Source organism: Terasakiella pusilla DSM 6293 (assembly GCF_000688235.1).
Taxonomy (GTDB): domain Bacteria; phylum Pseudomonadota; class Alphaproteobacteria; order Rhodospirillales; family Terasakiellaceae; genus Terasakiella; species Terasakiella pusilla.
In genome coordinates this window covers 41381-57382 of record NZ_JHYO01000013.1, presented here as the reverse complement: position 1 = coordinate 57382, position 16002 = coordinate 41381, and the positions used below count along the sequence as shown (strand labels likewise).

Sequence of the window (16002 nt, the reverse complement as noted above, 5' to 3'; positions counted from 1 at the left end):
CATTAGGCATTGTCCCAGCAGGCATAGGTTTGGGTGTCTTTTGTGACCCGTGCCAGATAGGTTCTGGTTTCGTCATAAGGTAAATGGGCGATAAGATGGTCATAGACGTCATCCGCGCTCATTTTGTTGATTTTTTTGATGGCGGCTTTGAGTTTCATGGTGCCGGTAAAGGCCTTGGCGACATTGCCCGCTCCGGTGTTATAGGCGGCAATGATCAGGTGGCGGCGGGTCTGTTTGTCTTTTACATCCCCAAAATATCGGGTGTTCAACAGGTGCAGATAAGTTGCGCCCAGCATGATATTTTCATGGGGGTCATAAAGGACGTCGGCGCTGGGGATCAGGCTTTCACCTTTGAGATAGCTATAGGCCTCTTTCCCGCCGCTGGTCGGGACCAGTTGCATCAGTCCCAAGGCATTGGCATGGGAACGGGCGCGCGGATTAAACGAACTTTCATTTTTGATCATGGACAGCAGAAGGGAGCGCGGCAAGGCATAGGTCAGCGCGGCTTCATCCAGCGAGGGGCGCAAGGTTTCCGCCGTGAGATGGTCACGGTCTTTGCGCAGCTTGATGCTGAGGCGATTAAGTTGTCTCGCCTTGCCTGATTTGGGCAAACTCACAAATACGGGGCGCGTGCGAGGCTCCACAAGGCGGGAGAGCTCATGGGGTTGGCGCCACTTGATTGCGCGGCGTTTTGTGTTTTGGCTATGTTCAGGACGGGAAGGCGTAAAGCGGGGCGAAGGCGCGGGGGCTTTGGAAAATGTTCTGGTTTTCTGGATCAGGCGGTCGCGTAAGATCGCGCGCTGATTAAGGCCTTCGCTGTCTTCCAGCAGAATGTCGCTGAACTCGCGTTGCAGATCGACTTGGGATTTGTCAAACCCTTCAAGGCTCATCTCGCCTTTGTCGTAATCAACGATAATGCGGGTCTGGCGGTCCTTGCTGTAGCCGACCCATTTTTTCGGTTCTGGCAGGGCGCGGGCCTCCCCCCAGATGGCGCTGAGTTCGTGATCCAGTTCGTCAACACCGTCTTGCATGGCTTTGTCAAAGGCGGCGTCCGTTTGTTGGAAGGTTGCGTCAAATTGCGCATCCATTTGATCGAGCCAGTCAGACCGCGCCTCAGGGATGCTAAGGTGAAAACCGATCAACAGGCCAAGGGTTAGGGCTGGAAAGGTGAAACCGCCTCTCATGGCCTTAATCCAACGCCACGATGACACGGCCTTGGTGGGCGGCCTGTGTCTCGACAAAGCGTTCCCCATCGGCATTGGACAAGACGATGCGGTTGTCCTTGGTAATACGCTGGGCGCTCAGCACCAAGGGGGAATCTCCGCTGATCGCAAGCTTGCGGGCCTGTTCGACAGTTTTGGTGTAATGGATCAGGCCTTTTTCCCGCGCGGTCGCGGCGGGGACGGTATCTTGAGAATAAAGCACTGTGCCGTCTTCGTTGATAATCGACGGGGATAAAGCTGGCAGATAGAGAGCATTATCAAGATCAATGATCAACCCGTTGATGGCTTCAGGTGCAGCCGGTTTTGGGCTTTCACTTGGTGTGACAGGTGGGGTCAGGCTTGCGGTGGTTAAATTCTGCGTCGTTTCCGTACAGGTTGGCTGAGTACAAAGGCGCAGGGTGACTTCTGCAAAGACAACCTCGCCGCGTCGGCTGCTTTCATCCTTATGCCATGTCACGGTTTCTGTGACGGTGCGCGCCCCTTGTAAGGTGCCTTTGATACGGGTCGCCGCACGGGTATCGCCTTGTGCTTCTGCACCCAGTGTGGACAGGCCGGTTAGGCGCACGCCTTTGACCAGTTCCAGCAAACGGGCTTGGGCGGTGGTGCGCGCGGCTTGTTTCGCCATCAGTTCTTCCTGAATGCGGTTGCCCATATAGCGCGACGTGCCTTGGCCTGTTGCTTCCACATATCCGCCTTGCCAATCAGTTTTACCAAACGGGGTTTCTTCCACCAAGGGGGACTGGGCCGAGGCGGTGCTGTGGAGGGCGAGCGCAAAAAGTAGACTGAGCAAGGGCGTTTTCATGAGAGAACCTTTGGCGAAATCATGTGATATCGTCACTATGGACAGGCGTGGAACTTTTTTGAGATAGGAGAAGCGGATTACCACTTCTCCCCTTCATTATAGTAGCGGTTGCGGCGCTTGTTCACTTTGGACACGGTAAATTCTTTGCCCTGATAGCTGACCCGACCGGACATGCCGAGATATTCAAGGGCACGGACCAGATTGCGTTTCATCTTGCCGGTATGGAGTCGGGTTTTATAAACATATTCATGGGTGCGCCCTTGGGAAGAGGCGGGGCGATGATCCACATAACAGGAGAATTTGGCGAGGATGACATCTTCCATATCCAGCATTTCCTGTTCGGTGAAATTTTGGAAATTGAGGTATACATCCTGTACGCGACCACGGCAGCCCGCTTGATTGCCCCGGCGTGCGAGGTCAGACGTGGTGCCCGTATCGGCAGTGTTGTCAAAATCATTGCCGGTGTTATTTCCGTAGTCTACTTCATCGCCGAGTTTCTGGATCAGCACATCGGCAACGTCGCGCGCGAGCAGGCGGGCATTATTGCCGACGGTTTCGATGATACATTCGCGGTTACAGTCAACAGGGGCGCGGAAGTTGCGGGGGCTTGCCACTTCAAAGTTGCCAAGACGACGACCGGAATGCACATCCAGCAAACGACCGGATAGACGGGTGCGGACTTTGGTCGTGTAGTCCAGACGTTCTGCGCTGGCGTAAATCTCAAACAGGACCACAATGTCGATCGGTGGACGGGTGACGGAGCGTGCGATATCGATCAGTTCCGCATCACTGCGGCGTACGCGGCCTTGGGCAAAGTCATCCAATGTCACGGCGGTTTCGTCATAGACGTCGAAGCCGTCATTGTTGAGTTCTTCTGCTAACTCGTTCAACACCCGGCGAAAGACGCGGCTGTCGCGTGGGATGGCGTCTTGGTCGTTGTCTTCGCCCATGACCATCAGGTGGGGAAGTTCCGCCGCCAGGACGTGGCGCGGGGCGAAAAGGGCACTGAGGCCAAAAATGGTCAGGCAAACCAAAAAAACAGTGGCGGTTGAGCGTTTCATTATATTCCCCTAATCAAACTCAAATTCATTATTCAAACATTGGATCGTCAAACAGATAGGTGAGGCTGCGTTGACGCATATAGAAATTAAACGGTATGTCCTGTGCCTTTAACAGAGCCGAGACATGTTCGTGCAAGGCACCGGTTTCCAGCATGGACCAGTATGAAAGGCTGAGGGCATTTTTATCTTGTGCTGCCATTTTATGACGCACGTAGCCGGGAAGGCTGGACAGGTCAGCTTCCAGAAAAGACAGTGTTTTGGGATCGAATTTAAAAAAGCTCAGCTCAAAGCGTTGTCCGGTGTCGTAGATTTCGGCCGTCAGGTTTTCGACCATGGCAGCAGAGATCTGTGCGCTGGGGGCATAAACATGGTGATGCGCGGTTTCCAAGGCGTTGGCCTCTGCGGCAAAGGTGGTTTCTTCAAGGGCCAGTGTATGTCCTGTGGCGAGGTCCAGACTTTCCAGTTTTAAGGTTGCGCTTGTTTGGGTGGTTTGGACCAGTTCGACAAAGATCAGGTAATCGGCTTTGGCCTGACGGGCGCGCTTGAGATTATTTTTACGATCCGAAAAACGATAGCTGTTTTGGCTCTCCAGTCGGATGAGATCCTTGTTCAGGACTTTAAATTTAAAGTCGTCTTTCAGGATGAGCTCGACGGTATCCGTGAGTTTTTGAAAGTCAGGATTTAGGCTGGACAGGGCGTCGAAATCTTCATCAATACCTGCCACCATGACACGGGGATGGCTTGCCATTTGCATAATGGTGGAGAGGGCGCGGGTGCTGTCTTTAAGATTTGTGTCGTCTACATCGGCGTTGAGTGTAACTTCATAGAGGCCGTTTTCACTCTGGCTTTGTCTAAGAATTTCATAGCTGCGCACAAAACCGCGCGATTGTTTGAGAAGCTGTTGACGCACGACCTGAAAATTTTCGACGAGTGTATTGGCTTCAATGTCGCTACCGAACGTCATTTCGACAGCTTGGCGCAGGGCATTGTTGAGGGCCTGACGTTGTGTGGCACCTTGGGCGGTGACTTCCAGCGCATTTGCCGGCAGAAAGCTATAGGCCAACAGCAGAAGACCGGAGAGGAAAAGGCGGACAATCATTTGGAACCTTTTAGCGGCATTGTGAAACATATCTCCGGCTATGAAAGGGCTAGGCATTTTTTCATTTTAGGGAAAGTTATCACTTATATTTGCACGTTAAAAGATGTCTTTGTGTCCTTTGTGTTGTTTCTGTTGTGTTTTTTGCTTCTATAACGAAAAAAACCCCGGACAATACTGCCCGGAGCTTTTAAAACGCAAGTGCGCGAAATGCTTATTTTTGAGTTTTCAAGTAAGCAATTACGTCAGCGCGCTGGTCTTCTTTTTTCAGTTTGAAGGTCATTTTAGATTTAACCTTCTCGCCTGCCTGTTTGGACAGGTAGTCAGACGGGTCCATCAGGTATTCCATCAAAGCTGCTTCGTCCCAGTTCAGGTTCGGCGCCGCTTTCAGGTAGCCTTTGGAATATTTGTAATCAGAAGCGTGAGCGCCTGCTGCACCGTAAACACCAAACAGGTTCGGACCTACTTTGTGCTTGCCACCTTCTTCGATAGTGTGACAGGACTTACATTTTTTAAAGACTTTCTCACCTTTTGCTGCATCGCCTTCTGCAAGTGCAGAACCGCTTGCGATAGCTACGATGCCAGCAACGGCTAGAGCCAGAACCTTACGCATGCTTAATCTCCTAAGCTTTAGACTGTGAATCGATCAGCAACATTATTAACGAGGATGATCGGGTTTTGCAATAGTTTATCCCCAAAATCCTAACGGGAACAACACGTATTACCCTTTGTTAATATGCTCCTTTCCTCATATCTAGGGTTTAATTATCTTTCCTGACTTATAATATGGAGGGAGGAGAGGCGGTTTTTCTTGATGGTCATAAAAAAAATCTTTCGATATAGTCTACATTGTGAATAAATAAGATATACGCCCCATTGGTAAGGAAAGACGATTATGACCGCCTCGAAAGTGTTATCACAAAAAGATGTGTCGAACTTGCTATCGAATCCTTCCGGTGAGGCACGCATTGAAACAGCCGCCAAAGTCGCGCGTGACTTTTCCCATCACCTGAGTGATCAGGAGCGCACGCTGGCAGAAGAGATTTTTCGCCTGCTGATGCGTGATGCGGAAGTCAGGGTTCGGGAAGCCTTGTCGGAAAACTTGAAAGACAATCCTTCTTTGCCCAACGATGTGGCGTTGTCACTGGCAAAAGACGTGGAATCGGTTTCCTTGCCGGTGCTGGAATTTTCCGATGTGTTAAGCGAAGAAGATTTGCTGGAGCTGGTCCAGACACAAGGGTCGGGCAAGCAGGCCGCGATCGCTAATCGTGCCACGGTCTCTCAATCGCTGTCCGATGCGCTGGTTGCCAATGGTGATGACGAGGTGGTGGCGACGTTGGTGTCTAACGAGGGGGCGGATATTTCGGATGCGACTTTTCATAAGGTCGTCGATCAGTTTGGGAAAAGTGATCGGGTGCAGGACGGGATGGTTAATCGGTCTTACCTCCCGCTGGCAATTTCTGAACGTCTTGTTTCTGTCGTCTCGGAAAAATATCGCGAACGTCTGGTCACGAAACACGAGCTTTCCCCCCATATGGCGATGGACCTTGTGTTGCATAGCCGGGAAAAGGCCACTTTGGGCCTGTCGGAAGGATCCAGTGACGCCGATCTGGGAACTCTTGTTCACTCCATGAACCGCAATGGACGTTTGACCCTGTCAATTGTCATGCGTTCTCTTTGTATTGGGGATGTGGCATTCTTTGAAGCGGCGTTGGTTGAACTGGCGTCGATCCCCGCTGAGAATGCGCGCATCCTGTTGCGTGATGGCGGCATGAAAGGGGTAGAAGGGGTGTACCGCACAACCGGTCTGCCGGAAAACGTCTTCCCCTTGATCCGAGTTGCTTTGGATGTGGCCTATGAAAACGAATATGACGGCGAGGAAAACGACCGCGAACGCTATATGCGCCGGATGATTGAACGGATCATGACCCAGTATGAAGAACTGGGCGTCGAGATCGACTCCGACGACCTTGATTATTTATTGGGGAAGGTCAACGAATTGCCGGGCGCCTTGGCGTTGGATCCTCGCGTTTAATAATCACGTTCCAGAATTTTAACGCGGCTGATCTCGGTCCATGTTTTTCTGTTTTTGATGAAGCTGTTCAGATCTTCCCATGTTTCGCGGAAGGTCTGATTGCGGCGTGCTTCTTCTGCAAGGACGCCCAGCCATTCTTTCTCCAAACGATCAACCACAAAGGTTGGCATGCGACGCAAGGCGACTTGCTGTTTGGCAATGTCGCTTAGCCCTTGCACCTGTAGTGCGGCGGTGCGGGCGTGGCTGAGGGTGGTTTGTTGATCACAGGTCGCTTTCAATAAAGTTTGTCGGGCCTGATCCAGACGTTTCCAAGCGCGTGCGTTGACCAGCAGCAGCAGCGGCTGCCCCTGATTTTGCCATCCCGGATAGTAATAGTTTTTGGCAAACTTTGCGAAACCGGCTTTTGCGTCAACAGCAGGGGTGGAAAAGACCGCTGCGTCCAATTGGTCCTGATCAAACGCGGCCATAATTTCTTCAGAAGAAAGCCGGGAAACTTCAGCGCCCACCTTTTCCCAAACCTTGGCCCCCAGACCATTGATGCGGATGCGCAGGCCCTTCATATCTTCGGTGCCTCTGATTTCATTTACGAACCAGCCGCCAGCTTCAGGCGCCAGATACCCACAGACAAGGGCTTGGATATTGTGTCCGCTAAACAGGTCTTGCAGGGTCTTTTCCCCATTGCCGACTTGCAGCCATGCCAGTGTGTCTTGCGGGCTTGGACCAAAGGGAAGGGCGGAAAAGACTTTCAGGGCAGGTTCTTTGTGAATGGCGATATCGGCTGTGGAAAACAGCGCATCAATCCGACCGGAAGCAAGGGCGGCAAACAGACTATCGGCGGCAATCACTTCTTTTGCAGGCAGGACGGGCAGGATCATTTTATCGCCGGACACCAGGGCCAATTGTTTGGCATATTGATGAGCCTGTGTCGCCACATTCGGGCGGTCCGACGGGAAAGGGGGAGCCGAGCGCCAATGGATCGCATCCCCGTCTTGCAAAGCAGAGAGGACAGTGGCGGTTTCCACCGGGACATCTTTTTTCAGATCCCGTTCATTGAGAACGGATTTAGAAGCGGCATGCGTCTTCAATTGCGGGGTCAATATGGTAACGCCAAGGACGATACCCACCACCAGACCGATGATTACCCCGATCAATGCATTGCGCATCTTAGGCTCCTGCTTGGTTTCTGCAAAATTGGACACAGAAGGTAGCCCAATTCCCCTCTATCGGCAAGGGCATGAATGAGGGGACCTGAAACCAGTGAGCGTGAACAGGCGGTTGTTAAGTTTTTCACAGAAAAGTCAGGACAAGTTCGCTATAAAGGTCGATCACATTATTATAAAGGAAGATTTCTGTGGCTCCCAACCCCCGAACGGCCGATCGACCCAAAAGTAAAAACCTGCATGTGCTGGTTCGCCTTTTCTCGTTTTTAAAGCCCTATCGTTTGCGAGTTCTGATCGCTTTTGTGGCCCTGACATTGACCGTATTGGCGACATTGGGGTTGGGGCAAGGTCTAAAACAACTGATTGATGCAGGCTTTAGTGCACAAAATCCGCAGGCCCTTGATCAGGCGTTGCTGGTGCTGCTTGGGGTGGCGGTGTTGATGGCGCTCGGTACTTTTGTACGTTTTTATATGGTGTCGTGGATCGGGGAGCGTGCGGTCGCGGATATTCGCGAGGCGGTGTTTAAACGGATTCTGTCCCTGCATGCCAGCTTCTTTGAAGTCACCAAGACCGGCGAAATCCTGTCGCGCCTGACCACCGATACGACCCTGTTACAGTCCGTTATTGGCTCCAGCGTGTCTATGGCGTTGCGCAACGGGATGAACTTGGTGGGCGGGATCATCATGCTGTTTATCACCAACGTCAAATTGACCGGACTGGTGCTGCTGGTTGTGCCGATTGTGGTTGTGCCGATCATCGTCTATGGACGTCGTGTGCGCAAACTGTCGAAGGAAAGTCAGGACAAAATCGCCGATGTCGGTGCCTTTGCGGAAGAAACCATCAATGCCATCAGTACCGTGCAAGCCTTCACCCACGAACAGGTGGATCAAAACCGCTTTGGCGCGGAAGTCACAGGCGCGTTTGACGCTGCCGTGCGGCGCATTCAGGCACGCAGTGTCTTAACGGCAACTGTTATCCTGTTGGTGTTCGGCGCTATCGGTGGGGTGTTATGGGTCGGTGGGCGTGATGTGATGGATGGGACCATCACAGGCGGTGAACTGGCGGCCTTTTTGTTTTACGCGACCATGGTTGCGTTTAACGTGGGCGTGATCTCCGAAGTGATGGGTGAATTACAACGCGCGGCAGGCGCAACCGAGCGATTGGTGGAACTGCTGGATACGGATATTGAAATTAAAGCGCCTGAAAACCCCAAGGCACTTCCGGTCCCGCATCAAGGTCATGTGGCCTTTGAAAAGGTGAGCTTTAGATATCCGTCCCGACCGGATCAACTGGCGCTAAAAGATATTACGCTGGAGATCAAACCGGGCGAAACGGTTGCCCTTGTCGGGCCAAGCGGCGCGGGAAAAACCACCATCATGCAGTTGCTGTTACGCTTCTTTGATGTGGAAAGGGGACATTTGAAAGTCGATGGCGTGGATGTGGCAGAGGCAGACCCGCTTGAAGTCCGACGACGCATGGCATTGGTGCCGCAAGATCCGATGATTTTTTCCGCAAATGCGTGGGAGAATATTCGCTACGGTCGCCCCGATGCCACGGATGAGGAAGTCCGTGCCGCAGCCGATGCCGCACAGGCAACGGAGTTTCTGGAGAAATTGCCGGACGGGTTTGGCACGTTTTTGGGCGAGAAAGGGACGCGCTTGTCTGGCGGCCAACGTCAACGCTTGTCTATTGCGCGGGCCTTGTTGCGGGATCCGGCGATTCTGTTGTTGGACGAAGCAACCAGTGCGTTGGATTCTGAGAATGAACGCATTGTGCAGGAAGCGCTGGATCGTCTGATGGTCGGGCGTACCACTTTGATTATCGCGCACCGTCTGGCAACGGTTGTGGGGGCGGATCGGATTTGTGTCGTCGCGGATGGTGAAATTCAGGCCATCGGCACCCATGCCAGCCTTTTGGAGACAAATGCGCTTTATACCCGTTTGGCAAAGTTGCAGTTTTCAGCGGATGTGCCACAATAGGGCCAACAGTTAAAAATGATATGGGGGTCCTATGAAGTGGTTTTTTATCCTGATGACAATGCTGTGGACAGGCACAGCACAGGCAGAACAACAAACCGTCAATCTGGACAACCTGATTAAACATTTTAACGCAGTCGTCTTTATTCATGAAGAAGGCAAGCAGGGACGCGAACCTAAACCGTTGGTTAAATGGCAGGGACCGATTGTCTTTGCCGTCACCAATTCGGGCAGCAAGGAAAATTTAAAGCAGCTGGGCTCGGTTCTGACTAAAATCAAAAAGATGACCAAGCTGGATATGCGCCAAGCCAAAAAGGGCGATAAGGTCAATCTGCACATCAGCTTTCATCCGCAGGCCGAGCTGGCTAAAAAATTGAAAAAGGGCATTAACTGCCAAGGCACCATGAAAGGCAGTTCAAAGACACATGCCATTACCTTTGCCCAAGCCTTGATCCCGTCAGATCGTGAAGATAAGACAATGCATTGTATTGTGGAAGAAACGGTGCAGCTGTTTGGCCTGACCAATGACAGCAATATCATTGAAAACTCGATCTTTAATGAGCAGTCGGACCGGACCAGCATGTCGGTTTCAGACCTGATTCTGTTGAAAGCTTTGTATGACCCGCGTATGCGCCCGGGCCTGAAGGTCGAGGAGGCGCAACCGATCCTGCGCGATGTCATGCGCGATATCTTGGAGGGGATCTCCAAAAAGAAGTCACAACGCGAATGAGAGATTTTCTGACAGCGTTATTTAATGAGTCGGTGCGTCTGGCGGATGCGGATGTTGTGCTGGATCGTCATTTGCCACAGGACCGCACGCAAAAAGTTACCGTCATCGGTGCGGGAAAAGGGGCGGCAAAGATGGCCCGTGCCCTTGAGAATTTATGGGAAGGTCCGGTTAGCGGTCTTGTGATTACCCGTTATGGTCATAACGTCCCAACCCGATTTATCGAGGTGGTGGAAGCTGCCCATCCCGTACCCGATGCCGCAGGGCAAGCGGGCGCGGCTCGGATGAAGGAGATGGTAGAGGGGCTAGGGGCTGATGATCTGGTCATCGCCCTGATCTCTGGCGGGGGATCGGCCCTCCTGAGCTTACCGCTGGACGGCGTGAGCCTTGAAGAAAAGCAAGCCGTCAATAAGGCATTGCTCCATAGCGGAGCAACGATTGACGAGATCAACTGCGTGCGCAAACATCTGAGTGCCATCAAGGGCGGGCGATTGGCAAAGGCCTGTTATCCGGCACGGGTGTTAAGCCTTGCGATCTCTGATGTGCCGGGGGATGACCCGAGTGTGATTGCGTCTGGCCCGACCGTGGCGGATGGCACAAGTGTTGCCGATGCAACGGCAATTTTGCAGCGCTATGGCATCAAAGGCTATGACGACAAATTACAGGAAAGCGTCAAACCGGATGATCCCTGTTGGGAGAATATGACCTACCGGCTGATTGCGACCCCGCAGACATCCCTGCAAGGGGCGGCTGATTTGGCGGTGCAACAAGCTATCCCTGCGATGATCCTGAGCGATCGCATAGAAGGTGAAGCGCGCGAAGTTGCCAAGGTCCATGCGGCAATTGTGCGCCAAATTCAGGATCACGGGCAGCCGATCAAACCGCCATGTCTGCTCCTAAGCGGTGGGGAAGCAACGGTGACGATTAAAAATCCTCAGGGGCGCGGCGGGCCAAATGCGGAGTTTATACTGGCGCTGTGTGATCAGTTGCGCGGTGTGCACGGTGTTTATGCCTTGGCGGCGGATACGGACGGGATTGATGGGTCCGAAGACAATGCGGGCGCGTGGTTTGATCCGACCAGCCTTGAACGTATGGAAAAACGGGGGCTGGACCTTCATCATCATCTGGACGAAAACCTGTCTTATGATTTTTTTAAAGCCTTGGATGATCTATTTATTCCGGGGCCAACTTTGACAAATGTGAATGATTTTCGCGCGATCTATATTGCCCCTAAAAAATAAAGGTCGGTATGAATTCACTAATATGATGAAATTTATTGGTTATTTGTTTTCTTAAAATTTAACTTTTGATAATTACGTATTTTCCCTTGGCAGGGTGTGGGAATGGCGATACAGTTTTTGAAAAGGCTGGCGTTGAACCATCCAAAAATGGCCTTTCAGGGGGCTAACTCGTTAGGTTGACAGAACGTCAAAGGAGTTATCGAGATGCTAGACGAAAAATACGTTCAGGCTGATTTGAGGCAAAATCCCGGTGTGATCATTGGTCGTGAAGAAATGGTCAAATTTCTGGAATTTGTGAAAACGATCCCGCAACATTTTCTGCTGATCCCGAAGGAAGAAAACCTGCACCAGCGCTAGCGTCATTGACGCCGGGGTCCTCATTTACCGGGGGGCGGGTAAAATCATTGCATATCTTTGACAGCATTGCTTAAATGCATCACCGAATTTGTGTGGATGTATCAATGCTTGATCCAATTCTCCTGACGATAAAACTGGCGGGGCTAACAACGCTGATCCTGTTGTTGATCGGCACGCCTTTGGCGTGGTGGCTGGCACGCACCCATAGTGTTTTCAAAGAACCCATCGGCGCGATCGTGGCATTGCCGCTGGTGCTGCCACCAACCGTGTTGGGGTTTTATCTGTTGATTGCTTTGGGACCGCAAAGTCCCTTGGGGCAATGGGCGGTGAGTGTGTTTGGTCAGGCGTTGCCGTTTAGTTTTGCCGGACTTGTGGTCGGGTCTGTGGTTTATTCCCTGCCGTTTGTGGTGCAGCCCGTGCGCAATGCCTTTGAAGCCATTGGTAATAAACCCTTGGAGGCCGCAGCGACCTTGCGTGCAGGCCCGTTGGATGCGTTTTTTAATGTGGCGCTGCCGTTGGCACGGCCCGGATTGATGACGGGTGCTGTGTTGGGTTTTGCTCATACGGTCGGGGAATTTGGCGTGGTCTTGATGATTGGCGGCAATATCCCCAGTGAAACCAAAGTGCTGTCCATCGCCATTTATGATCATGTGGAAAATCTGGAATGGACGCAGGCCCATATCCTGTCTGCTGGGATGCTGGGCTTTAGTTTTGTTGTGATTTTGGTGATGATGGTCCTTGAAAAACGCCTGCGTGCGGTCCGGAGGGGTGCATGATCACCGCACGGTTTAAAGGGCAGTTTGACGATTTTCATCTGGATGCAGAATTTAGTCTGAACATGCAAGGCGTCAGTGCCTTGTTTGGACAATCCGGCTGCGGCAAAACCACCGTGCTGCGCTGTCTCGCCGGGTTGGAACGGGTGGCTGACGGGCATCTGTTGGTTGATGGCGAGGTCTGGCAGGATGACCGGACGTTTTTACCGCCCCACAAACGACCCATTGGCTATGTTTTTCAGGATGCCAATCTGTTTGATCATTTGGACGTGAAAGGCAATGTGCTGTTTGCGCAAAAACGCACGCGCGATCAGCGCGGGCCGCAATTGTCCGATATTTCCGGTTTGATGGGAATCGATCACTTGCTGGATCGTCCTGTGCGGACTTTATCCGGGGGGGAACGTCAACGCGTGGCGATTGCACGGGCGTTATTGTCCAGTCCGCGCCTGCTGTTGATGGATGAACCACTCAGTGCGCTGGATCGGTTTAGCAAGGATGAGATCATCCCCTATCTGGAAAAAATGCACGAAGCCTTGTCCATTCCCGTTGTTTATATCTCCCACGATAGTCAGGAGGTGGAGCGGCTCGCGGATTACATGCTGTTGATGGAAAAAGGGCGGGTGACTCAAAGCGGCCCTTTACTGGACATGCTGGCGGACCCGAAATTGTTTATCGCCAAAAGCTCCAAAACCGCGAGTGTGCTGGAAGCAGAGGTTGCGGCCTTTGATGACGCAGATCATCTCAGCACGTTGCAGGTTGCGGACAAAACCTTGTATGTCCCCGGTTTTGTCGCCCCGATCGGGGAGCGCCGTCGGGTGCGGATTTTGGCAACGGATGTCAGTCTTGCGCGGGAAAAACCGTCGCAAACCACGATTTTGAACGTGTTTGATAGCAAGATTGTAGAGATCGCCGCCATTGATGAAGCCCGCGTCAACGTGGTGTTGGAAATGGGGCAGGCAAAACTGATCGCACGGATTACCACCCGATCTTTGCGCAAGTTTGATTTTCAGGTCGGGCAGACGGTCTATGCGCAGGTCAAAGGTGTCTCCATGGTGGAGCGTAGGAAAAAATGAGGGAACAAATCGGATGCGTCCTGTTAGCTGGTGGATTAGCCACCCGCATGGGCGGCGGGGATAAAGGATTTAAGTGCATTGACGGACAGCCGATCATTGAGCGGGTGATCGCCTGTGTTGCCCCGCAAGTGGACAAGCTGGTGATTAACGCCAATGGTGACGCATCACGTTTTGATCATTTGGGGTTTCCCGTTATATCCGATCCGGTGGCAGGCCATGTGGGGCCGCTTGCCGGGATCCTGGCGGGGATGCAGGCGTTAAAGGCATATGACTATATATTGTCAGTCCCCACGGACACACCCTTTTTGCCCCATGATTTGGTTGAGCGCCTGATGGCACCGATTAAAGAGGGAACTGGCGAAATCGTCATTGCCCGTTCGGGTGGGTTTGATCATCCGGTGGTGGGGATATGGCCCACGTCATTGTCTGGGGCGTTGGAACGGGCGCTGGTTCAAGAAGATGTGCGCAAGATGAAAAAATGGATCGCACGGTACCGATACCAGACGGTGGAATGGGCGGTGGAGGAGAAAGACCCTTTCTTTAACGCCAACCATCCGGAAGATTTGGTGTCGTCAACCGTTGCGGAGGTGAAAGAAGGTGCGCAAAGCAATGTCGGGCGATCCCAGCAGGTTTTGACGGCCTCGGATGAGTTGCAGACACAGGCGGAAAGACTGGATCGTCAACTCAGTGAGTTTGTGCAAAACCTGCGCAAAGGGTAGGAAGAACATCAGGCTTATTTGATCTCAATCTCGATCAGGGTGACGTCAAAGTCATTGGGGTTATAGACGTTATGTTCCACGCCCTGATCGCGGTAATAACATTGCCCACGGCTCAGCTTGGCATCTTTGACGCCATCGGTACTTTCCATTTTTAAGATGGCATCTTCCATGGGGACGATCACGTAGTCGCGTTCATGGCGGTGCCATTTGGTCTGAGCCTTGGCGGGGAAGAACAGGTGATTGACACTGACCCGATCATTTTCGATCTGGTTTGTCAGGATAAAATCAATATCTGTATCAAACATGGTATTTCCTCTTTGTAATTTGTCGATCCTGATTTAAGATTCTTGGATAAATGAGACTTAAAGCATCGATCATTTGGTTTGTTAGTGTTTAAAAAATCAGCACATCAAGTGTGCAGTTGCACAACGTCTAAGCTTTCTTACAGCTTTTGGCTGTGAATTTTCTGTTGCAGTGCAGAAAGACAAAATTATTACACGAAAATGATAATTTTGTATTGAAATAATAAACATTGCGTGTACCCTTTTGCAAAATTATTAAACAAACGGCCTGTACGAACTAAAATATGTATGGGTAGGCAATAGGGGTTTTCATTTATGACTGTGACAGTCAACGATCCATTGGTGAGATTTGTGGATGTTCAAAAAACCTATGATGGTGAACATCTGGTCGTTAAAAAGCTTAACCTAGACATTCAGCGCGGTGAATTCCTGACGCTCCTTGGCCCGAGTGGGTCCGGCAAAAGTACCTGCCTGATGATGCTGGCAGGGTTTGAAACGCCGACCCATGGTGACATCCTGTTAAACGGGCAGGCGATTAATAATGTGCCGCCGCATAAACGTGACATTGGTGTGGTGTTCCAAAATTATGCTCTGTTCCCACATATGAGCGTTGCTGAAAACGTCGCTTTTCCGCTGACCGTGCGTAAGATCAATAAGACAGATGCGAAGAAGCAAGCCATCCGCGCGCTGGAAATGGTGCAGCTGGGCAGCTTTGCGGATCGTCGTCCCGGTCAGTTGTCCGGCGGTCAGCAGCAACGGGTTGCCTTGGCGCGCTCGTTGGTGTTCGAGCCGCAGCTGGTCTTGATGGATGAACCACTGGGCGCGTTGGATAAGAAATTACGTGAACAGATGCAGATTGAAATCAAGCATATCCATGAAAATCTGGGTGTTACGATGGTTTTTGTTACGCACGATCAAGACGAGGCTTTGACCATGTCTGATCGTGTTGCTGTTTTTAATGACGGCATCATCCAGCAGATCGAGCCACCGGCAGAACTTTATGAACGCCCTGCCAACAGTTTCGTGGCGAATTTCATCGGGGAGACAAATACCCTGTGTGGTGAAGTTTTACGCGCAGAAGGTCGGGAATGTGCGGTCAAGCTGCCCAACGGTGCGGAGATCACGGCACAAAATGTGATTGCCGGTCAATCAGGGGCGAGAACCTCTGTGTCGATCCGCCCGGAACGTGTGCAGCTGAGCGAGGAGCGCCCAACGGCGACCAATGTGTTTGAAGCCACAGTTATTGAAACAATTTATCACGGCAACCACGTGCGTGTGTCACTGGATGTTGCCGGTCAAAAGGATTTCAGAGCGATGATTCGTTCTGGGAACATTCATGCTGATCTAAATCCCGGGCATAAGATTTTCGTCGGGTTTTCAGAGAATGACTGCCGGGCATTGGACCCAATCTCGGCATAAGGCAAAAGGCGGGACAAACCTGCCCAAAGACTAACTAT

At 51.8% G+C, this 16002-nt stretch carries 16 protein-coding genes; 9 read left to right on the top strand and 7 right to left on the bottom strand.

Annotated features, from left to right (window positions below; genetic code table 11):
• Window positions 1-2: 2 nt before the first annotated feature.
• From Q397_RS24100 to Q397_RS0110370, 5 genes are all read right to left on the bottom strand, one after another.
• On the bottom strand, window positions 3-1184 hold the full coding sequence (locus Q397_RS24100) for a transglycosylase SLT domain-containing protein (RefSeq protein ID WP_028879370.1): 1182 nt from the start codon (window positions 1182-1184) through the stop codon (window positions 3-5).
• 4 nt (window positions 1185-1188) lie between these two features.
• Window positions 1189-2025, bottom strand: coding sequence for a hypothetical protein (locus Q397_RS0110385; RefSeq protein ID WP_028879369.1), 837 nt, complete (start codon window positions 2023-2025; stop codon window positions 1189-1191).
• A gap of 77 nt (window positions 2026-2102) precedes the next feature.
• Window positions 2103-3086 (bottom strand): hypothetical protein, encoded by a 984-nt coding sequence (locus Q397_RS21985; RefSeq protein WP_051609911.1) that lies wholly within the window; start codon window positions 3084-3086, stop codon window positions 2103-2105.
• 28 nt (window positions 3087-3114) lie between these two features.
• On the bottom strand, window positions 3115-4185 hold the full coding sequence (locus Q397_RS0110375; protein WP_028879368.1) for a hypothetical protein: 1071 nt from the start codon (window positions 4183-4185) through the stop codon (window positions 3115-3117).
• A gap of 211 nt (window positions 4186-4396) precedes the next feature.
• A complete protein-coding gene (locus tag Q397_RS0110370; protein ID WP_028879367.1) occupies window positions 4397-4795 on the bottom strand; it encodes a c-type cytochrome in 399 nt (132 codons plus the stop codon).
• 282 nt (window positions 4796-5077) lie between these two features.
• Here Q397_RS0110370 and spbR point away from each other — a divergent pair, with 282 nt between their 5' ends.
• Window positions 5078-6217, top strand: coding sequence for a SpbR family protein (gene spbR / locus Q397_RS0110365; RefSeq protein WP_038013471.1), 1140 nt, complete (start codon window positions 5078-5080; stop codon window positions 6215-6217).
• Here spbR and Q397_RS0110360 read toward each other — a convergent pair.
• Entirely contained in the window at window positions 6214-7380 is a 1167-nt protein-coding gene (locus tag Q397_RS0110360; RefSeq protein ID WP_028879365.1) for a type 2 periplasmic-binding domain-containing protein, read from the bottom strand. The genes spbR and Q397_RS0110360 overlap by 4 nt on opposite strands.
• 188 nt (window positions 7381-7568) lie before the next feature.
• Here Q397_RS0110360 and Q397_RS0110355 point away from each other — a divergent pair, with 188 nt between their 5' ends.
• The 7 genes from Q397_RS0110355 (at window position 7569) to mobA (ending at window position 14243) form a co-directional block, all read left to right on the top strand.
• Window positions 7569-9356 carry an ABC transporter transmembrane domain-containing protein gene (locus Q397_RS0110355; protein ID WP_028879364.1) on the top strand — a complete coding sequence of 596 codons (1788 nt, stop codon included), beginning with the start codon at window positions 7569-7571 and terminating at the stop codon, window positions 9354-9356.
• A gap of 31 nt (window positions 9357-9387) precedes the next feature.
• Complete coding sequence (locus Q397_RS0110350; protein ID WP_028879363.1) at window positions 9388-10083, top strand: DUF2927 domain-containing protein; 696 nt, start codon at window positions 9388-9390, stop codon at window positions 10081-10083.
• Window positions 10080-11321, top strand: coding sequence for a glycerate kinase type-2 family protein (locus Q397_RS0110345; protein ID WP_028879362.1), 1242 nt, complete (start codon window positions 10080-10082; stop codon window positions 11319-11321). The genes Q397_RS0110350 and Q397_RS0110345 overlap by 4 nt, the downstream gene beginning before the upstream one ends.
• Window positions 11322-11525: 204 nt before the next feature.
• A complete protein-coding gene (locus tag Q397_RS24975) occupies window positions 11526-11678 on the top strand; it encodes a hypothetical protein (RefSeq protein ID WP_156950687.1) in 153 nt (50 codons plus the stop codon).
• 104 nt (window positions 11679-11782) lie between these two features.
• On the top strand, window positions 11783-12454 hold the full coding sequence (gene modB, locus Q397_RS0110335; protein ID WP_028879361.1) for a molybdate ABC transporter permease subunit: 672 nt from the start codon (window positions 11783-11785) through the stop codon (window positions 12452-12454).
• Window positions 12451-13524 carry a molybdenum ABC transporter ATP-binding protein gene (gene modC, locus Q397_RS0110330; protein WP_028879360.1) on the top strand — a complete coding sequence of 358 codons (1074 nt, stop codon included), beginning with the start codon at window positions 12451-12453 and terminating at the stop codon, window positions 13522-13524. Before modB ends, modC begins: the two co-directional genes overlap by 4 nt.
• Window positions 13521-14243 (top strand): molybdenum cofactor guanylyltransferase MobA, encoded by a 723-nt coding sequence (gene mobA, locus Q397_RS21980; protein ID WP_084149022.1) that lies wholly within the window; start codon window positions 13521-13523, stop codon window positions 14241-14243. The genes modC and mobA overlap by 4 nt, the downstream gene beginning before the upstream one ends.
• Window positions 14244-14257: 14 nt before the next feature.
• On the opposite strand, the gene Q397_RS0110320 is transcribed toward mobA, so the two are convergent.
• The gene (locus tag Q397_RS0110320) at window positions 14258-14548 is read right to left on the bottom strand and encodes a cupin domain-containing protein (protein WP_028879359.1); all 291 of its coding nucleotides are present in this window, start codon (window positions 14546-14548) and stop codon (window positions 14258-14260) included.
• Window positions 14549-14860: 312 nt separating this feature from the next.
• Between Q397_RS0110320 and Q397_RS0110315 the strand changes: the two genes are divergently transcribed.
• A complete protein-coding gene (locus tag Q397_RS0110315) occupies window positions 14861-15964 on the top strand; it encodes an ABC transporter ATP-binding protein (RefSeq protein WP_028879358.1) in 1104 nt (367 codons plus the stop codon).
• Window positions 15965-16002 lie beyond the last annotated feature (38 nt).